24 protein-coding genes are annotated in these 21,849 nt (G+C 44.4%); 6 read left to right on the top strand and 18 right to left on the bottom strand.

Features of this window, described 5'->3' with window-relative positions:
• Position 1: 1 nt before the first annotated feature.
• From fliQ to AC13DA_RS08335, 7 genes are read right to left on the bottom strand one after another with little or no spacing between them, the layout of a single operon-like run.
• The gene (gene fliQ / locus AC13DA_RS08365; protein ID WP_007146641.1) at positions 2–271 is read right to left on the bottom strand and encodes a flagellar biosynthesis protein FliQ; all 270 of its coding nucleotides are present in this window, start codon (positions 269–271) and stop codon (positions 2–4) included.
• Positions 272–273: 2 nt separating this feature from the next.
• Entirely contained in the window at positions 274–1,008 is a 735-nt protein-coding gene (gene fliP / locus AC13DA_RS08360) for a flagellar type III secretion system pore protein FliP (RefSeq protein WP_482945900.1), read from the bottom strand.
• Positions 1,005–1,427, bottom strand: a complete 423-nt coding sequence (gene fliO, locus AC13DA_RS08355) for a flagellar biosynthetic protein FliO (RefSeq protein ID WP_482945899.1) — start codon at positions 1,425–1,427, stop codon at positions 1,005–1,007. The genes fliP and fliO overlap by 4 nt, the downstream gene beginning before the upstream one ends.
• Positions 1,427–1,885 carry a flagellar motor switch protein FliN gene (gene fliN / locus AC13DA_RS08350; RefSeq protein WP_473797613.1) on the bottom strand — a complete coding sequence of 153 codons (459 nt, stop codon included), beginning with the start codon at positions 1,883–1,885 and terminating at the stop codon, positions 1,427–1,429. Before fliN ends, fliO begins: the two co-directional genes overlap by 1 nt.
• Positions 1,882–2,904 carry a flagellar motor switch protein FliM gene (fliM, locus tag AC13DA_RS08345; protein ID WP_007146637.1) on the bottom strand — a complete coding sequence of 341 codons (1,023 nt, stop codon included), beginning with the start codon at positions 2,902–2,904 and terminating at the stop codon, positions 1,882–1,884. Before fliM ends, fliN begins: the two co-directional genes overlap by 4 nt.
• A gap of 2 nt (positions 2,905–2,906) precedes the next feature.
• Positions 2,907–3,404: a flagellar basal body-associated FliL family protein gene (locus AC13DA_RS08340; RefSeq protein WP_482945898.1), complete on the bottom strand. Its 498-nt coding sequence runs from the start codon at positions 3,402–3,404 to the stop codon at positions 2,907–2,909.
• A 50-nt stretch (positions 3,405–3,454) separates the two neighbouring features.
• Positions 3,455–3,865 (bottom strand): flagellar basal body-associated FliL family protein, encoded by a 411-nt coding sequence (locus tag AC13DA_RS08335; protein WP_482945897.1) that lies wholly within the window; start codon positions 3,863–3,865, stop codon positions 3,455–3,457.
• Between the two features lie 83 nt (positions 3,866–3,948).
• Here AC13DA_RS08335 and asd point away from each other — a divergent pair, with 83 nt between their 5' ends.
• The gene (gene asd / locus AC13DA_RS08330) at positions 3,949–4,839 is read left to right on the top strand and encodes an archaetidylserine decarboxylase (protein WP_482945896.1); all 891 of its coding nucleotides are present in this window, start codon (positions 3,949–3,951) and stop codon (positions 4,837–4,839) included.
• 61 nt (positions 4,840–4,900) lie between these two features.
• Here the strand turns inward: asd and zwf are convergent, their stop codons facing one another.
• Positions 4,901–6,370 carry a glucose-6-phosphate dehydrogenase gene (gene zwf, locus AC13DA_RS08325; protein WP_482945895.1) on the bottom strand — a complete coding sequence of 490 codons (1,470 nt, stop codon included), beginning with the start codon at positions 6,368–6,370 and terminating at the stop codon, positions 4,901–4,903.
• Between the two features lie 79 nt (positions 6,371–6,449).
• On the opposite strand from zwf, the gene glgA reads away from it, so the two are divergent.
• Together glgA and ppc are read left to right on the top strand one after the other, a co-directional pair.
• Positions 6,450–7,913, top strand: coding sequence for a glycogen synthase GlgA (gene glgA, locus AC13DA_RS08320; RefSeq protein WP_482945894.1), 1,464 nt, complete (start codon positions 6,450–6,452; stop codon positions 7,911–7,913).
• A gap of 4 nt (positions 7,914–7,917) precedes the next feature.
• Positions 7,918–10,761 carry a phosphoenolpyruvate carboxylase gene (gene ppc, locus AC13DA_RS08315; RefSeq protein WP_482945893.1) on the top strand — a complete coding sequence of 948 codons (2,844 nt, stop codon included), beginning with the start codon at positions 7,918–7,920 and terminating at the stop codon, positions 10,759–10,761.
• Here the strand turns inward: ppc and AC13DA_RS08310 are convergent.
• From AC13DA_RS08310 to trxA, 9 genes are all read right to left on the bottom strand, one after another.
• Positions 10,758–11,249 (bottom strand): paraquat-inducible protein A, encoded by a 492-nt coding sequence (locus AC13DA_RS08310; protein WP_284451071.1) that lies wholly within the window; start codon positions 11,247–11,249, stop codon positions 10,758–10,760. The two genes, ppc and AC13DA_RS08310, sit on opposite strands and share 4 nt — an antisense overlap.
• On the bottom strand, positions 11,236–12,447 hold the full coding sequence (locus AC13DA_RS08305) for a DEAD/DEAH box helicase (RefSeq protein ID WP_284451072.1): 1,212 nt from the start codon (positions 12,445–12,447) through the stop codon (positions 11,236–11,238). Before AC13DA_RS08305 ends, AC13DA_RS08310 begins: the two co-directional genes overlap by 14 nt.
• Positions 12,448–13,317 carry an SMP-30/gluconolactonase/LRE family protein gene (locus tag AC13DA_RS08300; RefSeq protein ID WP_273179850.1) on the bottom strand — a complete coding sequence of 290 codons (870 nt, stop codon included), beginning with the start codon at positions 13,315–13,317 and terminating at the stop codon, positions 12,448–12,450.
• Positions 13,318–13,371: 54 nt separating this feature from the next.
• Positions 13,372–14,241 carry a DMT family transporter gene (locus AC13DA_RS08295; protein WP_284451073.1) on the bottom strand — a complete coding sequence of 290 codons (870 nt, stop codon included), beginning with the start codon at positions 14,239–14,241 and terminating at the stop codon, positions 13,372–13,374.
• A gap of 2 nt (positions 14,242–14,243) precedes the next feature.
• Positions 14,244–14,753, bottom strand: coding sequence for a DUF411 domain-containing protein (locus AC13DA_RS08290; protein ID WP_007146626.1), 510 nt, complete (start codon positions 14,751–14,753; stop codon positions 14,244–14,246).
• The gene (locus AC13DA_RS08285; RefSeq protein ID WP_284451074.1) at positions 14,754–15,005 is read right to left on the bottom strand and encodes a hypothetical protein; all 252 of its coding nucleotides are present in this window, start codon (positions 15,003–15,005) and stop codon (positions 14,754–14,756) included.
• A complete protein-coding gene (locus AC13DA_RS08280) occupies positions 15,002–16,111 on the bottom strand; it encodes a TRAP transporter substrate-binding protein (protein WP_273179862.1) in 1,110 nt (369 codons plus the stop codon). The genes AC13DA_RS08285 and AC13DA_RS08280 overlap by 4 nt, the downstream gene beginning before the upstream one ends.
• A 15-nt stretch (positions 16,112–16,126) precedes the next feature.
• On the bottom strand, positions 16,127–18,295 hold the full coding sequence (gene uvrD, locus AC13DA_RS08275) for a DNA helicase II (RefSeq protein ID WP_284451103.1): 2,169 nt from the start codon (positions 18,293–18,295) through the stop codon (positions 16,127–16,129).
• A 179-nt stretch (positions 18,296–18,474) separates the two neighbouring features.
• Positions 18,475–18,801 carry a thioredoxin TrxA gene (gene trxA / locus AC13DA_RS08270; protein ID WP_007146622.1) on the bottom strand — a complete coding sequence of 109 codons (327 nt, stop codon included), beginning with the start codon at positions 18,799–18,801 and terminating at the stop codon, positions 18,475–18,477.
• Between the two features lie 98 nt (positions 18,802–18,899).
• Here trxA and rhlB point away from each other — a divergent pair, with 98 nt between their 5' ends.
• The 3 genes from rhlB to AC13DA_RS08255 are packed head-to-tail and all read left to right on the top strand — an operon-like array spanning position 18,900 to position 21,211.
• Positions 18,900–20,204: an ATP-dependent RNA helicase RhlB gene (gene rhlB, locus AC13DA_RS08265; protein WP_482945892.1), complete on the top strand. Its 1,305-nt coding sequence runs from the start codon at positions 18,900–18,902 to the stop codon at positions 20,202–20,204.
• A complete protein-coding gene (locus tag AC13DA_RS08260) occupies positions 20,188–20,532 on the top strand; it encodes a hypothetical protein (RefSeq protein ID WP_284451076.1) in 345 nt (114 codons plus the stop codon). The genes rhlB and AC13DA_RS08260 overlap by 17 nt, the downstream gene beginning before the upstream one ends.
• Positions 20,519–21,211: a hypothetical protein gene (locus AC13DA_RS08255; RefSeq protein ID WP_284451077.1), complete on the top strand. Its 693-nt coding sequence runs from the start codon at positions 20,519–20,521 to the stop codon at positions 21,209–21,211. The genes AC13DA_RS08260 and AC13DA_RS08255 overlap by 14 nt, the downstream gene beginning before the upstream one ends.
• Here the strand turns inward: AC13DA_RS08255 and AC13DA_RS08250 are convergent.
• The gene (locus tag AC13DA_RS08250) at positions 21,204–21,797 is read right to left on the bottom strand and encodes a DUF502 domain-containing protein (protein WP_007146618.1); all 594 of its coding nucleotides are present in this window, start codon (positions 21,795–21,797) and stop codon (positions 21,204–21,206) included. The genes AC13DA_RS08255 and AC13DA_RS08250 overlap by 8 nt on opposite strands.
• Positions 21,798–21,849 lie beyond the last annotated feature (52 nt).

The raw sequence follows: 21,849 nt of genomic DNA, 5'->3' as shown, positions 1-21,849 counted from the left end.
ATTAACCGATAAGGAACGGTATTTCTTCATACAAACGACGAGTGAAGCCCAGCACCATTTCCAGCATCCATGGTCCGGCCATCACCAGGACAAGGAGGGTGATGAACAGTTTAGGAATAAAACTCAACGTTTGTTCATTGATTGAAGTCGCGGCCTGAAACATGCTGACCAGAAGACCAATCAATAACGCCGGCAATAAGATGGCAGCGATCAAAATCGAGATGATCTGTAAGGTTTGCTGCATTACGGTGAGAACTGTTTCTGGTGTCATAATTACACGTAAAAACTCGAAGCTAAGGTACCCATAAGTAGTGCCCATCCATCAATAAGTACAAATAGCATTAATTTAAAGGGTAGCGATATCAACATAGGGGAAAGCATCATCATCCCCATTGCCATCAGTACACTGGCAACCACTAAATCAATAATCAGAAATGGAATAAAAATCAGAAAACCAATCTGAAACGCAGTTTTAAGTTCACTGGTAACAAATGAGGGTAGTAACAAACTGTAAGGAATATCCTGCGGTGTTTGCATTTCTTTATAGCCGCCAATAGAAGCAAACAAAGCAATATCACTTTCCCTTGTCTGGGCAAGCATAAACTCTTTAAAAGGTTGCCCGGTTCGCTCAATAGCTTGGGTGAATTCGATGTCACCATTCATATATGGCGTAATACCATCGTTATAGGCATGATTAAACACCGGATGCATTATAAAAATAGTCAGAAATAAGGCTAAGCCAATCAATACCTGATTGGATGGCGTTGATTGCACACCAATCGCCTGACGTAATATTGCTAAGACAATAATAATCCGGGTGAAAGAGGTCATCATCATTAAAGCGGCAGGCAGTAATGTGAGTGCCGTCATTAATGCCAAAATTTGTAAGGTGACGCTATAGCTTTGGCCACCTTCACTATCAGTCACCGTCACAGCCGGAATGCCGGGAGCAGCGATGCTGATTAATGGAAATGCCAATAAGCATAGACTTAGCAACAGTCGCATCATGCATCACCTCGTTGCATTAACTGGCGCAGTTTATTGGCAAATTCATTAGGTGATGAAGATTCGGCCTCTGTTAACGGTGTTTCCAGTTTGTGTAGGGTATTAATCTGTTGGGCTGTCACTCCCAGTAATAATTGTTCTTCACCAATTTGAACCAAAATAACTCGTTCTCTGGTGCCAAGCGGAATGCCTGCAATGACCTTTAATTTACCGTTGGCGGCAGCATGGAAACGATTTGTCCGTTTCAACAGCCACGCAACGGCGACAATACAGGCCAGAACCAGTAACAAACCAAATAAGGTTTGCAATAAATTAAGGGCCGAAAGTGGTGATTGATTCAGGCTATGAGTCGCGGACTCGGTTGCAGCATAGCTTGATACTGAAAAGCTCAAGCCTAGTATGAGAAGCCAGAGTTGTTTCATCAGCGCAGTTTCTTGATACGTTCTGACGTGCTGATAATATCCGTCAAACGAATACCAAACTTATCGTTAACCACAACAACTTCACCATGAGCAATCAGGGTGTCGTTGACAAGCACATCCATCGGTTCACCCGCCAGTCTGTCTAGCTCAACCACTGAGCCCTGACTGAGCTGTAAAAGATTACGAATACTGATTTTGGTACGACCAATTTCCATTGAGATAGTGACAGGGATATCCATCACCATATCCAGATCAACATCTGATTTTGGTCTTCCTTCGTCATCAAGTTTGGCTACTGGGGCAGGATTTGCTTTTTGGCTGGCTTCCGATTCAGCTTGCTCTTCTAAAGCGGCTGCCCATGGATCCTCTTCAGCGCCAGCGGCATCACCTTGTTGTTCCAGTGCAGCCGCCCATTCGTCAGCTAACTCCTGATCTTGTGTCTGGGTGTCTTCACTCATAATTTTTTACCTTTTTTCAGGTGGATCGTTGAACTTGTATCGTGAGGATGTTCAATAATTTCCATAATTTTTAATGCCGTTTTTTCATGATGTTCACCAAATGTGGCACGAAACATGGGAATGTCTTCTACCATGGTCGTGACTTGCTTGGGCATATCAATCGGGATGATATCCCCCGGTTTTAATTTCATTATTTGTCCAAGTGATAATGTGGCTTGAGCTAAGTTTGCCCAGAGCTCTACATCAGCCAGCATAATTTCTTCACGCATGGATTTTTCCCAGCGTCCATCATCCATGCTGCGGTCACTTTGTAAGCCGGTGTCCAGCAACTCACGAATAGGTTCAAGCATAGAGTAGGGGAAAGTAATGTGGATATCGCCACTGCCACCGTCTAAATCGACATGGAAGGTAGAGATAACCACGACTTCACTTGGACTCACGATATTGGCAAATTGTGGATTGACTTCGTGGTTAACAAACTCGAATTCAACCGGCATCACTGGCGACCAGGCCTCAGTCAGGTCTTTGAAACACAGATTTAGCACCATGTTGATGACGCGTAGCTCGGTTGAGGTGAATTCCCTTCCTTCAATACGTGCTTGAAAACGACCGTCGCCACCAAAGAAATTATCTAAAAATGTAAAGACTAATTTGGGCTCAAACACCACCAAGCCCGTACCTCTGAGCGGATGCAAATGAATCAAGTTCAGACTGGTTGGTACAAATAAAGTGTGTATGTACTCAGAGAATTTCATCACCTGCACACCGCCCACTGAGATTTCAGCAGAGCGGCGCAGCATATTAAAAAGGCTGATCCTTAAATAACGACCAAAACGCTCATTAATCATTTCCAGGGTTGGCATCCGGCCACGGATGATACGTTCTTCATTGCCGAAGTCGTATGGTCGGGTGCCTACATTGGCATTATTGTCTGATGAATCAGTTTCAAGATCGCCATCACCCAAGCCATTAAGCAGCGCATCTACTTCATCTTGTGAAAGGATGTCATGAACAGCCATGATTATTGCATTATGAAGCTGGTAAAGTAGACGGCTTCCAGTTGTCCATCAACGGAAGATTCATTTTTCAAAATTTCATTTATGGTGTTTAAAGAAGCTTGTTGCAAGGCTTTGGTACCTTCGACAGTCTGAAGTTCGTCATAATTTTGACTAAAGAACAGCATATTTAGCTCATGTTGGATCGCTGGCAGGTTAAGCGTGACCGCATCAATCACATCCTGAGAGCGGGCTTTAACCTTGAGTTTGATCTGCATGTATTTCACTTCGCCTTTGCTTTGCTCAGAGAAATTCACAATGAAAGGTTCTTCAATGGCGTAATAAATAGGGGGTTGTTTGACTTCAACCTTCTCTTCTTCAGCCTGTTCGTCACCGCCACTCATTAGCAAAAATGCTGCTACACCGCCTCCGATCAGTACTAATGCAGCAATGATGATAATCAGCAGTTTTTTCTTACCACCTTTGCCTTCAGTAATTTCAATGTCTTCGCGTTCTTCAGCCATGGTATTGTTATTCCGTTTTGTTAGTTTAATTTAAGCAAAGAGCGTGCCGTTTATTGAAGAATAAAGCTCGTAAAATAGACTTTTTTAATATCACTGTTGCCTGTTTCTTCTTGCAGTACTTTTTGTACGCGTTCAGTTGCAAGAGCATCTAATTTTTCTCTGCCTTGTATCGTCGTCACAGACTCGTATGTTTGTTGTGAAAACAATGTTCTGAGCTCATCCTGAATCATCGGCAGATTGAGTACAGCACTATCCATAGCTTCCTGGCTTGAGGCCATTAAAGCAACTTTGATTTGCAGGTAACGGGCGCGTTTCTGACTCTGATTAACAAAGTTGATAGTGAAGGGTTCTTCGATTTTGTAATAAACGGGTGGTGTTTTCTCGCTTTCATCAGCAGCATGAATCGGCGTCACTAACATAGACATTAATAAGATGGTGATTAGCGACAGCGATTTCTTCATTGCTTGTTATACTCCATGATTTATTTCGATAAAGGTTTACACAGAATTATGACAAGCTTGGGCAATTGGTTAAAGAGGCAGGCATGAGTAAAACGCAAAAATACCAACAACCTTCTTGGTTCAGCAAACTATCTGATGTGATTTTGACGTTGCCGCAGTATGTGATTCCGCAGCATGGCTTATCTGTGATCATGCATGCGCTGACACGTAGTCAGCTGAGATGGTTTAAGAATGCATTTATCCGTTTTATTACTTGGAAGTTTGACGTTAATCTCAGTGAAGCTGCGGTGTCTGATCGTGATTTTTATCCAAGCTTCAATGCTTTCTTTACGCGTGAACTTCGGCAGGACATTCGTCCTGTTGCCGCAGGAAAGGATGTGGTTGTTTCACCCGTTGATGGGGCAGTGAGTCAAATAGGACCTATCGTTGAACAAACCATTGTTCAGGCTAAGGGCCGAAGTTATAGTGTTGAAGAATTATTGGGCGGCGATAAGGCGTTGGCGGAGCGCTACGATAATGGGCAATTTGCCACCATTTATTTATCACCTCGCGATTATCATCGTATCCACATGCCGGTCGCGGGAAAGTTAAAGGCAATGCGCTACGTGCCTGGAAAATTATTTTCAGTTAATCCTCGAACCGCGAGAGCCGTCCCCCGATTATTTGCTCGTAATGAACGTGTTATTTGTGTATTTGACACGGAATTTGGTGATGTTGTTTTGGTACTGGTGGGAGCTATTTTTGTTGGCAGTATGGAAACGGTATGGTCCGGTCAGATAACTCCGCCTTATGGTAAAACAATCGAAAACTGGACTTATGTAGGAGATGAAGCGCTATCATTTGAAAAAGGCCAGGAAATGGGCCGGTTTAATATGGGCTCGACGGTAGTGATGTTATTACCTGCTGGTATGAAACCCTTTAATCAAGAATGGCAGCCAGAGAAAAAAATTCAACTCGGGCAGGCGATGAATTAAGTTTGTATATAGGTGAAATAAAAAAGCCGGCTTGAAGCCGGCTTTTTTATTGTGGAACAGATTAGACATTATTACGCCATGCGTGGCATGAGTTGTCCTGAATTCGACTTACTTCTTCAGGTCCCCATGTACCAGCAGGGTAGGTGTGAACAAAGCTTTTATCTTTTGCCCATTTCTCGATGACAGGATCAACGACTTTCCATGCCAGATTGACTTCATCAGAGCGTAGGAACAATGAACGGTCGCCTAAAATAGCATCCAGAATCAATGCCTCATAGGCATCTAAGCGGTGTTTTGTGTCTTCGGTTTCAACTGTTTCAAGTGCCACTGTGTGGTTACTTAATTCTAAACCAGGTTGTTTGGCTTGCAGTTCAATACGTAAGGTATTGTCTGGTTGCAGACCCATGACGATCCAGTTGGCATGACTGTCACCAATCACAGTATCTTTAAATAATTCTTGAGGTGGTTTCTTAAAGCGGATAGCAATCATCGCTTTAGATTCAGGCATGCATTTACCCGTTCTTAAATAGAACGGTACACCGCGCCAACGCCAGTTATCGATATAAAGCTTCATAGCTGCGTAAGTTTCTGTCACGCTGTCATTAGGTACTTCATCATCTTCCAGATAACCAGGCTCTTTTTTACCATTGACTTCACCTGCCGCATATTGCGCGCGGAAGGCGTGATCATCAACGATATCTTCAGTAATAGGACGAATCGCTTTTAGGACTTTTACTTTTTCATCGCGTAATGATTCATCACCCAAATCTGCTGGCGGCTCCATTGCCACGAGTGCCATGACTTGCATCAAGTGACTTTGGATCATATCGCGCAGTGCGCCAGATGTATCGTAGTAACCAGCGCGACCACCGACGCCTTGTTGTTCAGCGTGGGTAATCTGGACGTGATCAATATAGTTACGGTTCCATAATGGCTCCAGCAACAAGTTAGCAAAGCGGAATACAAAAATATTCTGTACAGTGCCTTTACCCAGATAATGATCAATACGATAGGTTTGTTGTTCTGTGAAGTTTTTGCGCAAAATACCTTCTAATTCTTCCGCGCTCTTCTGGTCGTAACCAAAGGGTTTTTCAACCACTAAGTGACGCCAGCCATTATCTTCTTTATTCAGGCCAACGGCGGCTAACTGATCACCAACAACGCCGAATAGTGCGGGCGCGATAGAGAGATAGAAAACAATGTTTTGTGAGAAATTATTTTCTTCTGTAGTAATTAATGTATTCAATTCGTGATAGCTGAATGCATCATTAATGTCGCATTGGAAATAATGAATACGGTCCAGGAATGTGTTGAGAAGATCACTATTCACGCCGCCACGTGCTTTGGGGCTGACAAATTCTGTGACCTGTGCTTTCCAATCTTCTTGACTGGATTCGCGACGACCCATACAGATAATGCGTGTATCTGCCGTTAAACGCTTTTCCGCATCAAGATGGTATAAAGCAGGCAATAACTTTTTCTTAGATAAGTCGCCTGTGGCGCCAAAAATAACAATGGTACAAGATTGCATGATTTCTCCCGTTGCAGGCTATTACTCAGCCGTTGACCGTATATAATTTGGAGAATTGTACAATTTTTGGGAGATAAGCGTGCGAAAAATTCTTTTTGCCAGTAGTGAAGTTCATCCTTTAATGAAAACCGGCGGCTTGGCTGATGTTTCTGCCAGCTTACCGACTGCTCTGGCGCAACATGGACAAGATGTCAGAATTTTTATGCCTGCCTATCGCCAATGCCTGCAAAAAATTGAAAAGATTCAAATAGTCGCAAGATTGAAACTGGATGGTTACCACATGCCGGTAGAGATTATCGAAGCGCGATTACCTGGTACCGAAGTTATCGTATGGTTATTGAATTCACCGTATCACTTTGACAGAAATGGTGGTCCTTACAGCAACCCTGATGGTTACGACTGGGAGGATAATGCGGCTCGGTTTAGTCTGTTTTGTCGCGCCATTGTAGCCTTGGCCATGGATGAAGCTGGTCTGGACTGGAAACCGGATATTTTGCATTGTAATGATTGGCAAACGGGTTTGGCGCCGGCTCTGTTATCGCCGAGAGAAAATAAACCTGACACCATTTTCACTATCCATAATATGGCCTATCAGGGATTATTTGAACGCCCGGTGTTTGATGCGCTCGACTTACCTGAAACGCTCTGGTCTATTGAGGGGCTAGAGTTTTATGGGCTGATGTCATTTATGAAAGCAGGCCTGATTTTTAGTGATCAGATTACAACGGTGAGTCCAACTTATGCCAAAGAGATTTGTCATGCTGAATTTGGTTACGGTTTAGAAGGTTTATTATCTTATCGGGCTGAGCAGGGGCGTTTAAGCGGTATCTTAAACGGGATTGATTATGAAGAGTGGAATCCGGCCATTGATCCCTATTTGAATTATCACTATTCAGTAAAAACACCGAACCGTAAAAAGAAAAATAAGCAGGCATTGCAGCAAAAGTTTTATTTACCTCAATCTGAACAGACATTATTCATTGGCTTGATAAGCCGTTTGGTGTCACAAAAGGGCATTGATCTGTCGATAGAAGCCGTGACACGCTTACTGGAACAAGGACAGGATGTTCAGCTGATTTGTCTGGGCAGTGGTGAATCAGATTTTGAGCAAGCATTACGTGTACTTCGTGCACGTTTTCCTGATAAAGTGGCATTAACAATTGGCTATGACGAAAAGCTTTCGCATCAGATTGAGGCTGGCGTTGATGTATTTCTGATGCCGTCCCGTTTCGAGCCTTGTGGCCTGAATCAGATGTATAGTCTGCGTTATGGTACTCTGCCAGTTGTGCGTAATACCGGTGGCCTGGCTGATACCGTCGTTGATGCTAACGACGACAACCGTAAATCCGGCACCGCTAATGGATTTTGTTTTGACGAGGCTTCAGCAGAAGCTTTATATGAAACACTGGAACGCGCTATCGCACTGTTTCAGCATCCGCGGATATGGCGAAAACTGATGATCACCGCAATGGAGGGGGATTTCAGTTGGGAAAACAGCGCCAATATCTATATCGATCTCTATCACCATGTAAACGAACGTTGAAACTATGACAGATTATGTACCTGTACTAAGTACGGTCGAGCAATTATCTATGCTTGACGACAAAGAGCTGCGCCAACACGTCCGCTTTCTTGGCCATATCCTTGGTGAAGTCATTGATGAGCGTGCCGGCCGTGAGGTCTATGAGACGGTAGAGCGGTTACGTAAGGGCTTTATCAATCTTCGCAAGGACGATAACGCTTTATTACGAACAGAGTTATTAAGTTTTCTGAATACCCTTGATGCGACGACACTCCGTGAAGTGATTCGGGCGTTTAATTTGTATTTCAGTCTGCTAAATACGGCGGAAGAAGCGTTTAACTACCATAACCGACTGATCCAGCTTCGTAACGGTCGTGATTTATGGCACGGGTCCTATCTAGATACTCTGACCCAGTTTAAACAGGAAGGCGTCACCCTCGAGCAATTACAGCACATGATGGATACCATGGTGTATATGCCTGTATTTACGGCGCATCCGACCGAGTCAAAACGTCGTACCTTGATGGAAATCCTGCGTCGTATTTTCTTACTTGATGAAAAGCTGACCAATGATCCGTTAACGGCTTTTGAAGAAGAGCGCACACGGGCAGAGATAAAAAAACAGGTGCAACTACTGTGGTCAACGGATGAGGTTCGTGCAGTTAAACCCACTGTGCGTGATGAGATTAAGAATGGTCTTTATTATTTCAACGTGAGCCTGTTTGATGCGGTGCCCAGAAGTTATCGCAATATGGAAAATGCGATTCGCCGGGTTTATAAAGAGGAAATCGCGGCGGGTGCCACATTTAAAGTGCCGGGTTATATTCAGTTTGGTTCATGGATTGGTGGTGACCGTGATGGTAATCCTTTCGTGACCGCAGAAACAACTGATATGGCAATTCAATTACAGAAACGTACGGTGATCCGGCGTTATCTGGAAGATGTCACTAAATTGAGTTACCAACTCACGCATTCACAGCCTTTGTGCCAAATCAGTGACGAATTAGCGGCGAATATTGATGAATCCGAGCAGCGTTATGCCGGTGCCTTCAGAGCCAAACCAGATCGGTTCCTGAATGAACCTTACCGTCGAAAACTTTATATGATGCGGCATCGGCTGGAAGATAATTTACGTCTATTGCAGCAATATTTTCGTCCTGATCTTGAACCCACTTCATTGGGGCTGGCTTATCAGAATGAAGAGGAATTATTGCAGGATCTTCGCATTATTCATCACTCATTAGTCTCGCATGGTGATGCCGATCTGGCTGGCAGTGAACTGACTGATTTGATTCGACTGGTAGAAACGTTTGGTTTTTATTTATATCACCTGGATGTACGTCAGGAATCGACATTACACACTGAGGCAGTGGCTCAGGTTCTTCGTCAAACGGGCTTATGTGAAGATTATCAACAGTTGGATGAAACACAACGCCAGTCTTTACTTACCGATCTGCTGGCAAGGCATGAATTACCACCATTACCCGAATTAGAAGGACAAAATAAAGAGATATTGTCCGTGTTTCAACTGATGAATCGATTACAAAAAGAAGTCAGTGCGAATGCATTTGGCAGCTATGTGATATCGATGACACATCAGGCGAGCCATATTCTCGAAGTGTTAACACTGGGGCGCTTTGCGGGCTTATGTGGTTATCAGGAGAATGGGGAGACGTTCTGTCTGCTTCGGGTTTCACCGCTGTTTGAAACCATTGAAGATTTATCACACATTGAACCGGTGATGTCGGCCTTGCTGGAAAATGAACATTATCGTCGTTTATTAACGGCTTCGGGCAATTTACAGGAAGTCATGCTCGGCTATTCTGATTCCTGTAAAGATGGCGGTATTCTGGCTTCAGTATGGAATTTATATCAGGCGCAGCAGCGCATAAGCCATCTGGCAGAACAACATGGTGTGAAATGCCGAATGTTCCATGGCCGTGGTGGCACCATTGGTCGCGGTGGTGGCCCAACTCATGATGCTATTCTCTCTCAGCCTGTTGGTACGGTGCAGGGACAGATCAAGTTCACTGAGCAAGGCGAAGTGTTGTCGTTTAAGTATGGCAATATCGAAACAGCCGCCTATGAATTAGGTATGGGTGTGTCTGGATTAATGAAGGCTTCGCGTAGTCTGGTGGCCGAGACTGGTCATGATGAACCAGCATTTATGGACGTTATGCATCAACTCACCACCGTGGGTGAGCAGAGTTACCGTAAATTAACAGAAAATACAGCGGGTTTTCTGGATTACTTTTATGAGGTGTGTCCGGTCACAGAAATCGGCATGATGAATATTGGTTCCAGACCGTCGCACCGTAAACAGGGCGATCGTTCCAAAGCCTCAGTACGGGCTATCGGTTGGGTCTTCTCCTGGGCACAGTCACGACATACTTTACCGGCATGGTATGGCATCGGCACTGCGCTGGAACAATGGCATCAGAATGACCCTGAAAAAATTGAAACATTACGCAGAATGGTGAAGGAGTGGCGTTTCTTTAGTGCACTGTTGAGTAATACTCAAATGTCTCTGTCGAAGGCGGATATGAATATCGCTCGCCGTTATGCGGCGTTGTGTGAAGATGCATTTCAGGGGCAGCAGGTGTTTGAGGTGATTTCAGCCGAATATCATCGTACGGTGAAACAGGTGTTGCTGGTGGTGAATGAAGATAAACTCATGTCGGAAACCCCGGCACTGCGCTCCTCTCTGCGCAGACGCGAGCCGTATCTGGACCCGATTAACTATATCCAGATTCTGTTATTGCAGCGTTATCGTGAAAATGCCCTTTCCGAAGAAGAACGCGATAAATGGCTTGATCCGTTGTTACGAACCATTAGTGCAATTTCGGCAGGGATGCGAAATACGGGTTAGTCTGTCTGACTGCGTAATGCATTCACTGTCAGTTGCGTGGTCAGCATAATCAGTAATACGGCTGCGCCAAACACGTACAAGCCCGGGTGAATTTGAATACTGGCAATAGCGCCTAGTTTGACGGTGACAATTAGCATGGCAACCACCATAACGTCGAGCATCGCCCAGCGACCATAGTCATGCATGAGATTTAATAATTTCATTTTTACCGGTGTCGGATGCGAGTCTGCCTGTAATAAACGAAACAGCAGGCCGATTTTGGCTAATGGCATCACAATGCTAAAAATGCCGATTATAAAAAATAATACGTACTTTTGTGCTTTCCATAGTTCAGTGATACCGGAAATCACCGAGAAATCATCACTGATGACCAGAAATTGCGTAATCGTCAGCATGGGCATAAACAGCCCTGCCAACAACAACACGCTGCTTATGACTAATAAGCAGCGTAACAGATTGACTGACTTAGCTGATTTATTCCGGGGCACGATCTTTTTTAGCGATATAGCGATTGCTTGCTGATTTTTTGCTTTTTTGTTTGTTGGCTTTACCCTTTGGAGCCAGACCTTTCATTTTGACCACCGGCAGAGTTTGGCCTATATGATGCTGGATACGTTCCAGGTTTTTTTGATCGTGCGCTTCCACTAGATTGACAGCAATCCCTGACTGCCCGGCCCGACCGGTTCTGCCCACTCGGTGAATATAGATGTCGCCGCGGAATGGTACGTCATAATTAATGACATGGCTCACCTGCGGTAAATCCAGGCCGCGAGAGGCAACGTCAGTCGCCACTAATACTTTAGTTTTACCCTGGCGAAATTTGCGGGTGCGCTCGCGTCGATCTGCTTGTGAAAATTCACCATGCACAACCTGGGCAGAAATGTTTTGTGACTGCAGATAGTCAGCGACTTCATCAGCGCGTTCTTTTTTATTACAAAAGACTAAAGCACTTTTACAGGCATCTGAGTTGATAACGGCTGTTAATAAAGCCTGTTTATGCTCACGATTATCAGCCAGATAAACACGTTGTTGTACTTGTTCTGCGTACTGATTTGAGGCATTCACATCCACTCGTGTGGCATCAGGCAATAAGGTATTAGCAAAAATCTCGACACCAGCACCGGCCAGGGTGGCGGAAAATAAACAGGTTTGAAAAGCGGTTGTAATGGAGGCTAACAGTGTTGCCACATCCGGACCTTGGCCCATATCCAGCATACGATCAGCTTCATCAATCACCACAAATTCAATCAGTGATAAATCGGCCTGATCTTGTTCAACTAAATTTAATAGACGACCAGGTGTGGCGATAATGACATCACAACCTTCATCCAAAAACTTTTGCTGTGCTGCGGGCGCCTGACCGCCGGTAATCATCGCAATATCAATAGGATCTTGTTTACTAAATGTTTTTATCACGTGCTGGATCTGGAATGCCAGCTCACGTGTCGGCGCCAGAATTAAGGCAACAGGTTCATGCGAACGCTGCTTTCTATCCCACAGTTTTTGCAACAAAGGCAGCACAAAGGCCGCTGTTTTTCCGGTACCTGTCGCTGCACAGGCCAGCACATCCTGACCTGCCAGAATAAGCGGTATAGTTTCTGTTTGTATTGGGGTGGGTTCAGTATAGCCTTGAGCAGAAATTGCACTTAACAGGCTGTCTTCTAGTAAAAGATCTTCAAATGACATTTAACGATTTATCCGGAATGCGGTGATGACGTTATCCATCATCATCGGAACAATAACGAGGTCTTTCTCTGGCATCACGGTGTGATCAGCACTACCCTGATTAAACTCAATCAAGGTTTCACTGTGACCCTGAGGTGTAATTTTTAATAAACGACCATTAAGCCAGTCAGTGACCAGGTAGTTACCCTGGCCATCGGCTTCAATGCCATCAAGATTACCTGCAGGAGATTGATCTCCCAGGCTTTTCATTTGGTGAGTAATGAGATCAATGATTTTTAAATGACCTGGTGTTTCGGTTTCAAAGCCATTGGTCATATGACCCCAGCTGGCGACGATTAAATTATTGTGTTCTACCAGTAATCCGTTGGGAGCTTCCAGCGCTGGGTCTTCCATCCAGATATCAAATTTGTCATCAGCTAAACGATAGATGCGATCTGTCATCATATCGCTTACATAGACATTACCTTGTTTATCCACCGCAACATCATTTAGAAATTTTGCCCCTTCGGCAGGATAACGTTTAATAATCCGTTGCTCAGCAATATCAATGACGACTAACTCATTAATGTCAGAAACATAGAGATTATTGCCATTCAGTGCCAGGCCTTTGGGTGCATTGAGTTCATCCAGCCAGTGCAGTTTTTGTATCTTGCCGTCTACAGATAATTGGCTGATAAAGCCATTGCCATCAACATCAAGCGGGCTACCATTGACGTTCGAGACGTATAACAATTTTGTTATCGGATCGTAGATAACGGACTCAGGGTTCTTGAGTTCTGCCGGACTCGTCCATACTGGTGTCAGTATGGTGTTGGCAAAAACGTGCATTGACATGAACAGGCCGGTCAGCATGACAGTTAACCGTTTCATTGTATTCTCCATTAGCAATCTGAGTGCATGATAACAGGCGACGCCTGATCTCGCTCAAGCGTTTAACACCAGTAAACTGCCAGCAACCATCACCAGGCAGGCTGACAGACGCCGCCATATATATTGTTCATTAAAAATACGGTAGCCCAAGAAAACCTGTAACACCATACTTAACTGAAATAATGCCAGAGAATAAGCGACGAATAGGTGTGAAAATACCAGCATTGTCATGTATTGCATCAGAAAGATCAGACAACCCAGATAAATAAACGACTGAATATTTCCCTGTGCTTTTGTCATGTTTTCTTGCAGCTTGCCTTTGATGAAAAACCATTGGGTCATGGCAGCCAGTGGTAGTCCGAATAGACACCAGAAAACGGTTGTCGCTAAGGCGCCGCCATTAACCACAGCTGTTTTAAGAGGCAGGGTGCCGATAGAAAAAAGCAGAATAGATAAAAAACGGTATTGAACACCTTTATCTTTCAATAAGGTCTTGATGCGGCTCTGCTGAGTTGTTTTAGCTGGAAATAAAAAATAACTACCGGCAACGATAACAGCGACACCAAAGAAACCTTGCAGGTTTGGTATTTCACCAATAAAGATCATTGCCAAAATCATTGAAACAACGACTTTATAGGCATTCAATGGGCCGAATACAGATAAATCAGTTTTTGACAATGACATCACCAGATACACCGTACCGGCCATGTCGAGTAAAGCAGCAAAAAAAATATTGATCCAGAACGTGGGCGACAGCGAAAACGGATCAAATAAGAACAGTAATGGCAGACAAATTACAGCCAGAACAAGGTAAGCACTAAACACAATAAACAGTGAGTCAAAACCACGGTGAGTCAGCTGCTTTTGAAAAACATTAGAAAATGCCGAGAACAGTAACCTGCTCAGCACAACGAGCACTTCCATCGTTATTCCTCGGTTGTGCTGGCCTGATATTGGTGATTCTTATCAACTTGGTATGTTGTAAAAATAGAATATTGCTGTGCTTGATTAAATTCGATAACAGCAAAGTTATCTTTACGCAGTCCCATTTCCATTCCGGGTGTACCGACAGGCATTTGTGGGACGGCGAGTCCGGTGATATCCGGCTTTTGGGTTAATAAGCGCATAATGTCTTCTGCTGGTACATGGCCTTCAATAGCATAACCGTCTACCAAGGCAGTGTGGCAGGAGTGCATCGCACTGGGCACACCGAGCTTCTCTTTTATGGCATCAAGATTGTGTGTTGGTTGATCAATAACATGAAAACCGTGATCTTCCAGGTAAGTCATCCATTTGTGGCAGCATTGGCAATCAGGGTTACGGTAAACCTTGATATCAATCGGTTTATCCACTTGGACATCTGAGGCAGCCCACTCTGAGTCGGCAAATACAGACAAACTGATCAAACAAAAGACGATAAAAAGGACATTTTTCATTTATAAATATTCAACATAGATTTCATTGTCACGACTATTTTTTTCTACGTGACTTAAGGCATTTAATACCGCTTTCTCATTGCCTGCATCAACCTGTTCGGGTAGAAAATAACAATCACAACCTGCAGCGATAAACCCAGACAATTTATCATTTTCTTGTAGACCAGGATTCAGCCAGAGTGTGGCTTTCTCTGCTTTTATCTCTGCAGCGGCTTCTGCTAAGCCTTCAGCGGTAAAGATCAAAAAAATCATTGTGCCGGTTCAATATTAAGATAGCTACGCTCAGAGATTTCAGACCAGGCAGCATCTTTCTTACGAAATGCCTGATATGCCTCATACACACGTTTAAACTTAGGATTTTTCGCCGCTTCTTCGGCTAATGTCTCTTCAGATAAGGTTTTTAAACGTTGTAAAACATCATCAGGAAATGGTGCAATGGTGATGTCATCGCGGGCTTTTAAAATCTGTAATGCCTCGGCATTTTTGTGTTCCATTTCTGACAACATAGTCAGGTTTTCTGCTTGCGCGGCATTAGTGACGATTGCCTGTAGATCTGCCGGTAAGCTATTCCAAGCACGTTCATTGACGGTTAATTCGAGTACGGTGCCTGGTTCATGCCAGCCCGGATAATAATAATGCTGTGCAGCACGGTAAAGGCCTAAACGCTCATCATGGTATGGACCAATCCATTCAGTGGCATCAATGGTATTACGTTCAAGCGCACTATAAACTTCGCTACCGGCCAATAAAACCGGGTTACCGCCAGCTTTAGCCAATACTTTGCCGCCTAAGCCAGGAATACGCATTTTTAGACCTTGCAGATCATCAACTGAGTTGATTTCTTTATTAAACCAGCCACCCATCTGAACACCCGTATTACCAAGTGGGAAGGGGATGACATGAAACGGTTTATAGATTTCACGCCATAATTCGAGACCGCCGCCATCGTATAGCCATGAATTCATACCTAAAGCAGTCATACCAAAAGGTACGGTAGAAAAGAACTGGGCTTCAGGTACTTTACCGGCCCAGTAATAGGCACTGCCATGACCCATTTCAACCGTACCTTGTGACACGGCTTCAAATACCTGTAAAGCAGGAATCAGTTCACCACCTGCATAAACTTTGATTTCAAGACGACCATTGGACATCGCTTTGATATTAGCGGCAAAACGTTCAGCCCCTTCTTGTAAAACAGGGAAGCCTGGTGGCCATGTCGTGACCATTTTCCAGCGGTAGGTTTTATTGTTCGTTGTATTATCAGTGACGGACTGAGATTGATCACTTTGTCCACATGAGGTCAACATCAGGGCGAGAAAACCCACAATGAATGAACGTGATAAACATGATGCCAACATAGATAATATCCCTGATTAAAGTATGTCTAATTTAGCATAAGCAAGTACCAACCACTTACTTCCTGCATGCTTAAAGTTGACTTGTACCCGTGCATTTTTACCTGAACCTTCAGTATCTACCACAACACCGGGGCCAAATTTTTGATGATGTACTTGTTGTCCGGTTTTGATGCCGGTTTCATTTAATGTCTGACTTTCCCGACCTCGAACACTATTGATGCTTGGGCTGATGTGATTATTGCGAGCACGAACCTCTTCTGTACAGCTGCTGGGTAATTCGCTCAAAAAACGGGAAGGCCGTTGCATCATTTCCTGCCCGTAGAGAAAACGCGATTCTGTGAATAGCAGATATAACGTCTTTCTGGCACGTGTCATGCCGACGTAGCAAAGACGCCTTTCTTCAGCGAGTCGAACCGGATCATCACTAGATTTCTGTCCGGGGAAAAGGCCTTCTTCCATTCCCACCATAAAGACGATAGGAAACTCCAGACCTTTAGCCGAATGAAGCGTCATTAACTGCACACAGTCTTCCCAGCGATCGGCCTGATTCTCACCTGCCTCCAGTGCGGCATGGGCAAGAAACGCATCCAGATCGGACATATCTTCAGCTTCTTCAGGCTTGTGAAACTGTTTGGTGGCGGAGATTAATTCCTCTAGATTGTCTAACCGGCCCTGACCTTTTTCAGTTTTATCTTTCGCATAATGGGCTTTTAAACCACTTTCATCGATAACCAGTTGGGTGATTTCGTTTAAAGACATCACACCTTCTTGCTCAGGCGTTAGCGAATCAATCAAGGTGAGAAAAGCCGCTAATGCATTGCCAGCACGGGCAGCGAAAGTTTTAGCATTCAGCATTTCAATAGCGCTATGCCACATGGAAATACCGCGCTCACGGGCATATTGACGCAATTGTGTCAGCGTGGCCGCCCCTATGCCTCGGGTCGGGGTGTTAACGATACGTTCGAAGGCGGCATCGTCGAGACGATTTGATACCAGCCGTAAATAAGAAAGCACATCCTTGATTTCGGCTCGCTCGAAGAAGCGTAAGCCACCATAAACCCGATAGGGCATGGCTGCTTGTAATAAGGCTTCCTCAATGACACGTGATTGGGCGTTGGAGCGATACAGCACGGCAGCATCACTGCGTTTACCGCCATTTTCAACCCATTTGCGGATTTGTTCTACCAGATAAGAAGCTTCATCGCGCTCGTTATAAGCGTTGTAAATCTGGATGAGATCACCATCATCATCTTCTGTCCAGAGTTCTTTGCCTAAACGCTCACTATTATTGGCGATAACTGCATTCGCCGCTTTGAGAATATTACCGGTGGAGCGATAGTTTTGTTCCAGACGGATGGTGCTGGCACCTTGGTAGTCTTTATCAAACTGTTGGATATTTTCAATGCGAGCACCACGCCAGCCGTATATCGATTGGTCATCATCCCCGACGATGAAAAGGTGTCCGCTACTGCCAGCTAACATACGTAACCAGGCATATTGCAGGGTATTGGTATCCTGAAATTCGTCGACTAAAATTTGTTTAAACCGCTGCTGATATTGCGCCAGAATATCTGGACGTTTTAACCACAGTTCATGGCTTCTGAGTAATATTTCACCAAAATCAATCACACCAGCGCGCTGACAGGCCTGTTCGTAGGCACTATAAATCGCCAGCATATTTTTTGAATAAGGATCATGGCCGGCTTGAATGTCTTTAGCTCTGAGACCTTCGTCCTTCTGAGCATTGATGTACCACTGAGCCTGTTTGGGTGGCCATTGGGCTTCATCAAGTTCCATGGCTCGGATGATGCGTTTTAACATCCGCAGTTGGTCATCACTATCAAGAATCTGAAAGTTCTGTGGCAGTTCTGCCTCTTTCCAGTGAGATCGGAGTAAACGATGTGCCAGACCATGGAATGTGCCTACCCACATTCCGCCGGGTGGATAGCCCAGAATGTCTTCAATTCGACCACGCATTTCAGCGGCAGCTTTGTTGGTAAAGGTAACAGCAAGAATATTGCCCGCCGAGAAACCTTCAGCCTGAATCAGCCAGGCGATACGATGAACTAATACACGCGTTTTACCACTGCCGGCACCCGCTAATATTCTGGCGTGGCCCAACGGAGCAGCAACGGCTTCACGTTGTGGTTTATTTAGGTCATTTAAAAGTTCTGAGACATCCATTTTGTGATCATATAGTTCAGGCATAAAGAAACCAGCGCATTATCAGATGTGACTGAATGTACTGGTCGAGGGTGGTCATGCATTACCAGCCAGGCGGGGGGCTGATGAATAGCCGGCATAACTCACAAGCTTAAAAAGCAAACTCCCCGCTGAGGATATCCGGCGGGGAGTTCATTTTTTTAAATATTGCTGTCTAAAAATGCAGCTAATTGTGATTTCGTTAAAGCACCCACTTTTGTTGCTTCGACTTCACCGTCTTTAAATAGCATCAATGTTGGGATACCACGGATACCGTAACGTGGTGGAGTGTCCTGGTTTTCGTCAATATTCAGTTTGCAAACTTTCAATTTACCAGCGTACTCGGTCGCGATTTCATCCAATACAGGGGCGATCATTTTGCATGGACCACACCATTCAGCCCAGTAATCGACCAACACAGGCAGGTCAGACTGTAGTACTTGGCTATCAAAGTCGCCATCGGTCACGTGGGTGACGTTTTCGCTCATGTTTTATCTCCAGTGGTATATAAATTATCGTGGGTCTATACTCCCATACGATATAGCCTAACATTTTTTCCTATCATAAAAGGTAATGCAAGTATTCTATGAGTGCACATCTAACCGAGCAGGCCTTCTCATCCTTGCCACTCCACGCTTCACTAAAAGCCGGGCTGGCACAGGCCGGATTCGAATTTTGCACGCCGATCCAAGCATCTGCGCTGCCACTATTATTATCCGGGCGCGATGTCGCTGGTCAGGCACAGACAGGAACAGGAAAAACCATCGCTTTTTTACTGGCGACTTTCCAGTGTTTACTTGAAAAAGCCCCTGCGGAAAACTGGGATGGAAAACAACCCAGAGCACTAATCCTGGCGCCAACCCGCGAATTAGCCATTCAGATAGCCAAGGATGCGGAAAAACTGAATGTGGAATCAAATTTACGCATAGGCATCGCTCATGGTGGCAAAGATTACCAACGTCAGCGAGATATGATTACTGGTGGTCTGGATATTTTGATTGGTACACCCGGACGCTTGCTGGATTATCAGAAACAGCATGTTTTCAGTTTAAAATTTATTGATGTGGTGGTGCTGGATGAAGCGGATCGGATGTTTGATCTTGGCTTTATTAAAGATGTACGTTATTTCCTGCGACGCATTCCCAAACCCGAACAACGTTTAGGTATGTTGTTTTCCGCCACCTTGAGTTACAAAGTCAGTGAACTCGCCTATGAACATATGAATAACCCGGAAAAGGTTCAGGTTGAGCCTGAAAAAATGATGGGCGATCGTATTGAAGAATGGGTGTATTACCCGGCGAATGATGAAAAGATTCCATTATTACTTGCGTTGATTGCTCGGTTAAACCCAGAGCGAGGCATTATTTTTGTGAATACCAAACAAGCTGCTGAAGCAGTTTGGGGCTATTTAGAAGGAAATGGGTACAAAGCTTCATTACTTTCTGGCGATGTACCGCAAAAAAAACGCGAGCGTCTGTTACAGCATTTTCAGGATGGTGAGTTTCCTTTTCTTGTCGCCACCGATGTCGCTGCGCGAGGCCTGCATATTCCTGCAGTCAGTCACGTGTTTAATTATGACTTACCTCAAGATGTGGAAGATTATGTGCACAGAACAGGCCGTACAGCCCGTGCCGGCGCCAGTGGTGTGGCCATTAGTTTAGCTTGTGAAGAATATGTGTTTTCATTACCGGATATTGAGGCTTATATTAAGCATAAATTACCCTTGGCTTCGACGTCTGATGAACACTTAGAAACACCAAAACCGCGGGTAAAAAGAGAAAAAGAAGCGATACAGCAGCGAAAAAGACATGACGTGAATAAACCAGAAAAACCAAGACGCAGGCGTAACAAGCCGAGAAATGGCGTAAATTCACATGCAGATAAACAATAACAGACAAGCTAATTTCTATCCGCTGGTTCCCACTGAATCACGCAACAGCTCACGTTTACCTGTTACTTTTGATTCTGCTGTTGAAACCAGTTTAACGCTGGTTGACAAAGAACAAGCCGATACCTCCAATATTGTTACCCCTGTGGTATCAGCACAAGATAGCCAACAAGCACAGTTTATTCGTTATTTTATTAGCACTGAAAGTGAATCGTCTCAGTCTGAACAAAAATCGACGGTGTTACCAAAAACAGTGCAGCAGTATTTGTATATTGAGAATTTAGATAACACCAAGCCATCAGGAGGGCAAATAGTGGATGAGATGGTTTAGTGTTTTATGGCTTGTCTGCTTTTTAATGGGGTGCGCGACAAGCGGAAATAACGGACAGTCCGAGCCTGGCGTTTCTCGACTGGCTAAGAGCGATATAGATGAGGTGATAGAAGTTCACCAGCAAGCTGTTATGGCTCAGCTCAAAAGGTTGATGTTTAAGCTATATAAACGTAATCCAAATCTGCGCCATGACAGGGATGTCAGAACTATAAAAGAGAGTGTAGAGAGAACATTCTCCAGACAGGTCGACTTTATCTATCCCGAATGGGCCATCATCAGAAAACCCACCGATATTATCCGGCTTGCGTTGGATGAACGCTTTCAGGGAGACCGAGTGCTGGCCTATATTATCGGCTTAAGAAAAATGTTGATGGCGTCTTACGATAATCATAGCGAGTTTTTTTATCTGACTTCTATCGATCAGCAAAAACTATACAACAGTGCGCGTAACATCGAAATTGCTGCCTGGTTACTGGCAAAAAAACGTGACTCTGAGGGTAATTTACTCATGCTTAGTGACAGCCTTTCAGGGGAAGTACGTAATTTAAGCTATCAGCGTATATTTGGAAAAATGATAGCGACACAAGATAATCTTGCTCAACTCATAGCCCAGAAAAATGGCCGTATTATCAAAACTTTTGTCGTCAGAGCGGCCACATTAGCTTTCCTGCCTATTTAGGTTTTGTATGACCCGCGACACCAGCGGTTAATACAAAACGCATCGCTTGTTCCATGGTCATATCGACAGGTTTCAACAAGCGTCTTGGCATAATGACTGGGTAACCACCGATGTTGTAACTCATCGGAAAATAGACCAGCACGCGTTCTTCATCATCTTGTGTCGGCAAATGTTCGGCATTATCCAGTGTAATAAAACCAATCATTTCCATACCATTATCGAGTTTGACGGCGACAACTTGTTGAAACTCTGTTTCTCGACCGGGGGTGAAGTAATGGAAAAAATCATGCATGCTGCCATATATCGATTTGATAACAGGTAAGTGATAAAGCAAGCTTTCAGCAAATTTGAATAAGCGTTTGAAAACATAGAGCCGCATCATGATGCCGAGTGAAAAAATCAAGGCAATGGCAGCGAGAAATCCCATGCCAGGCCAATACATATAATCAGGCAGGATAAACTTGATGACGTGACTCAATGCCTGTTCAGTTGAGGAAATAACCCAGTAAATCAGATAGAGCGTTATGGTGATAGGCAGTATTGTGATAAGGCCGGTCAGAAACTGACGGGTAAGAAATCGAAACATACATGGCTCCGTGGAGTAGGGTAAGTCATCAAAAAACAGACAGGTCTGTCAG

It is taken from the genome of Methylophaga sp. F-2 (assembly GCF_056859315.1).
This window is presented reverse-complemented; position numbering and strand designations above follow the sequence as displayed.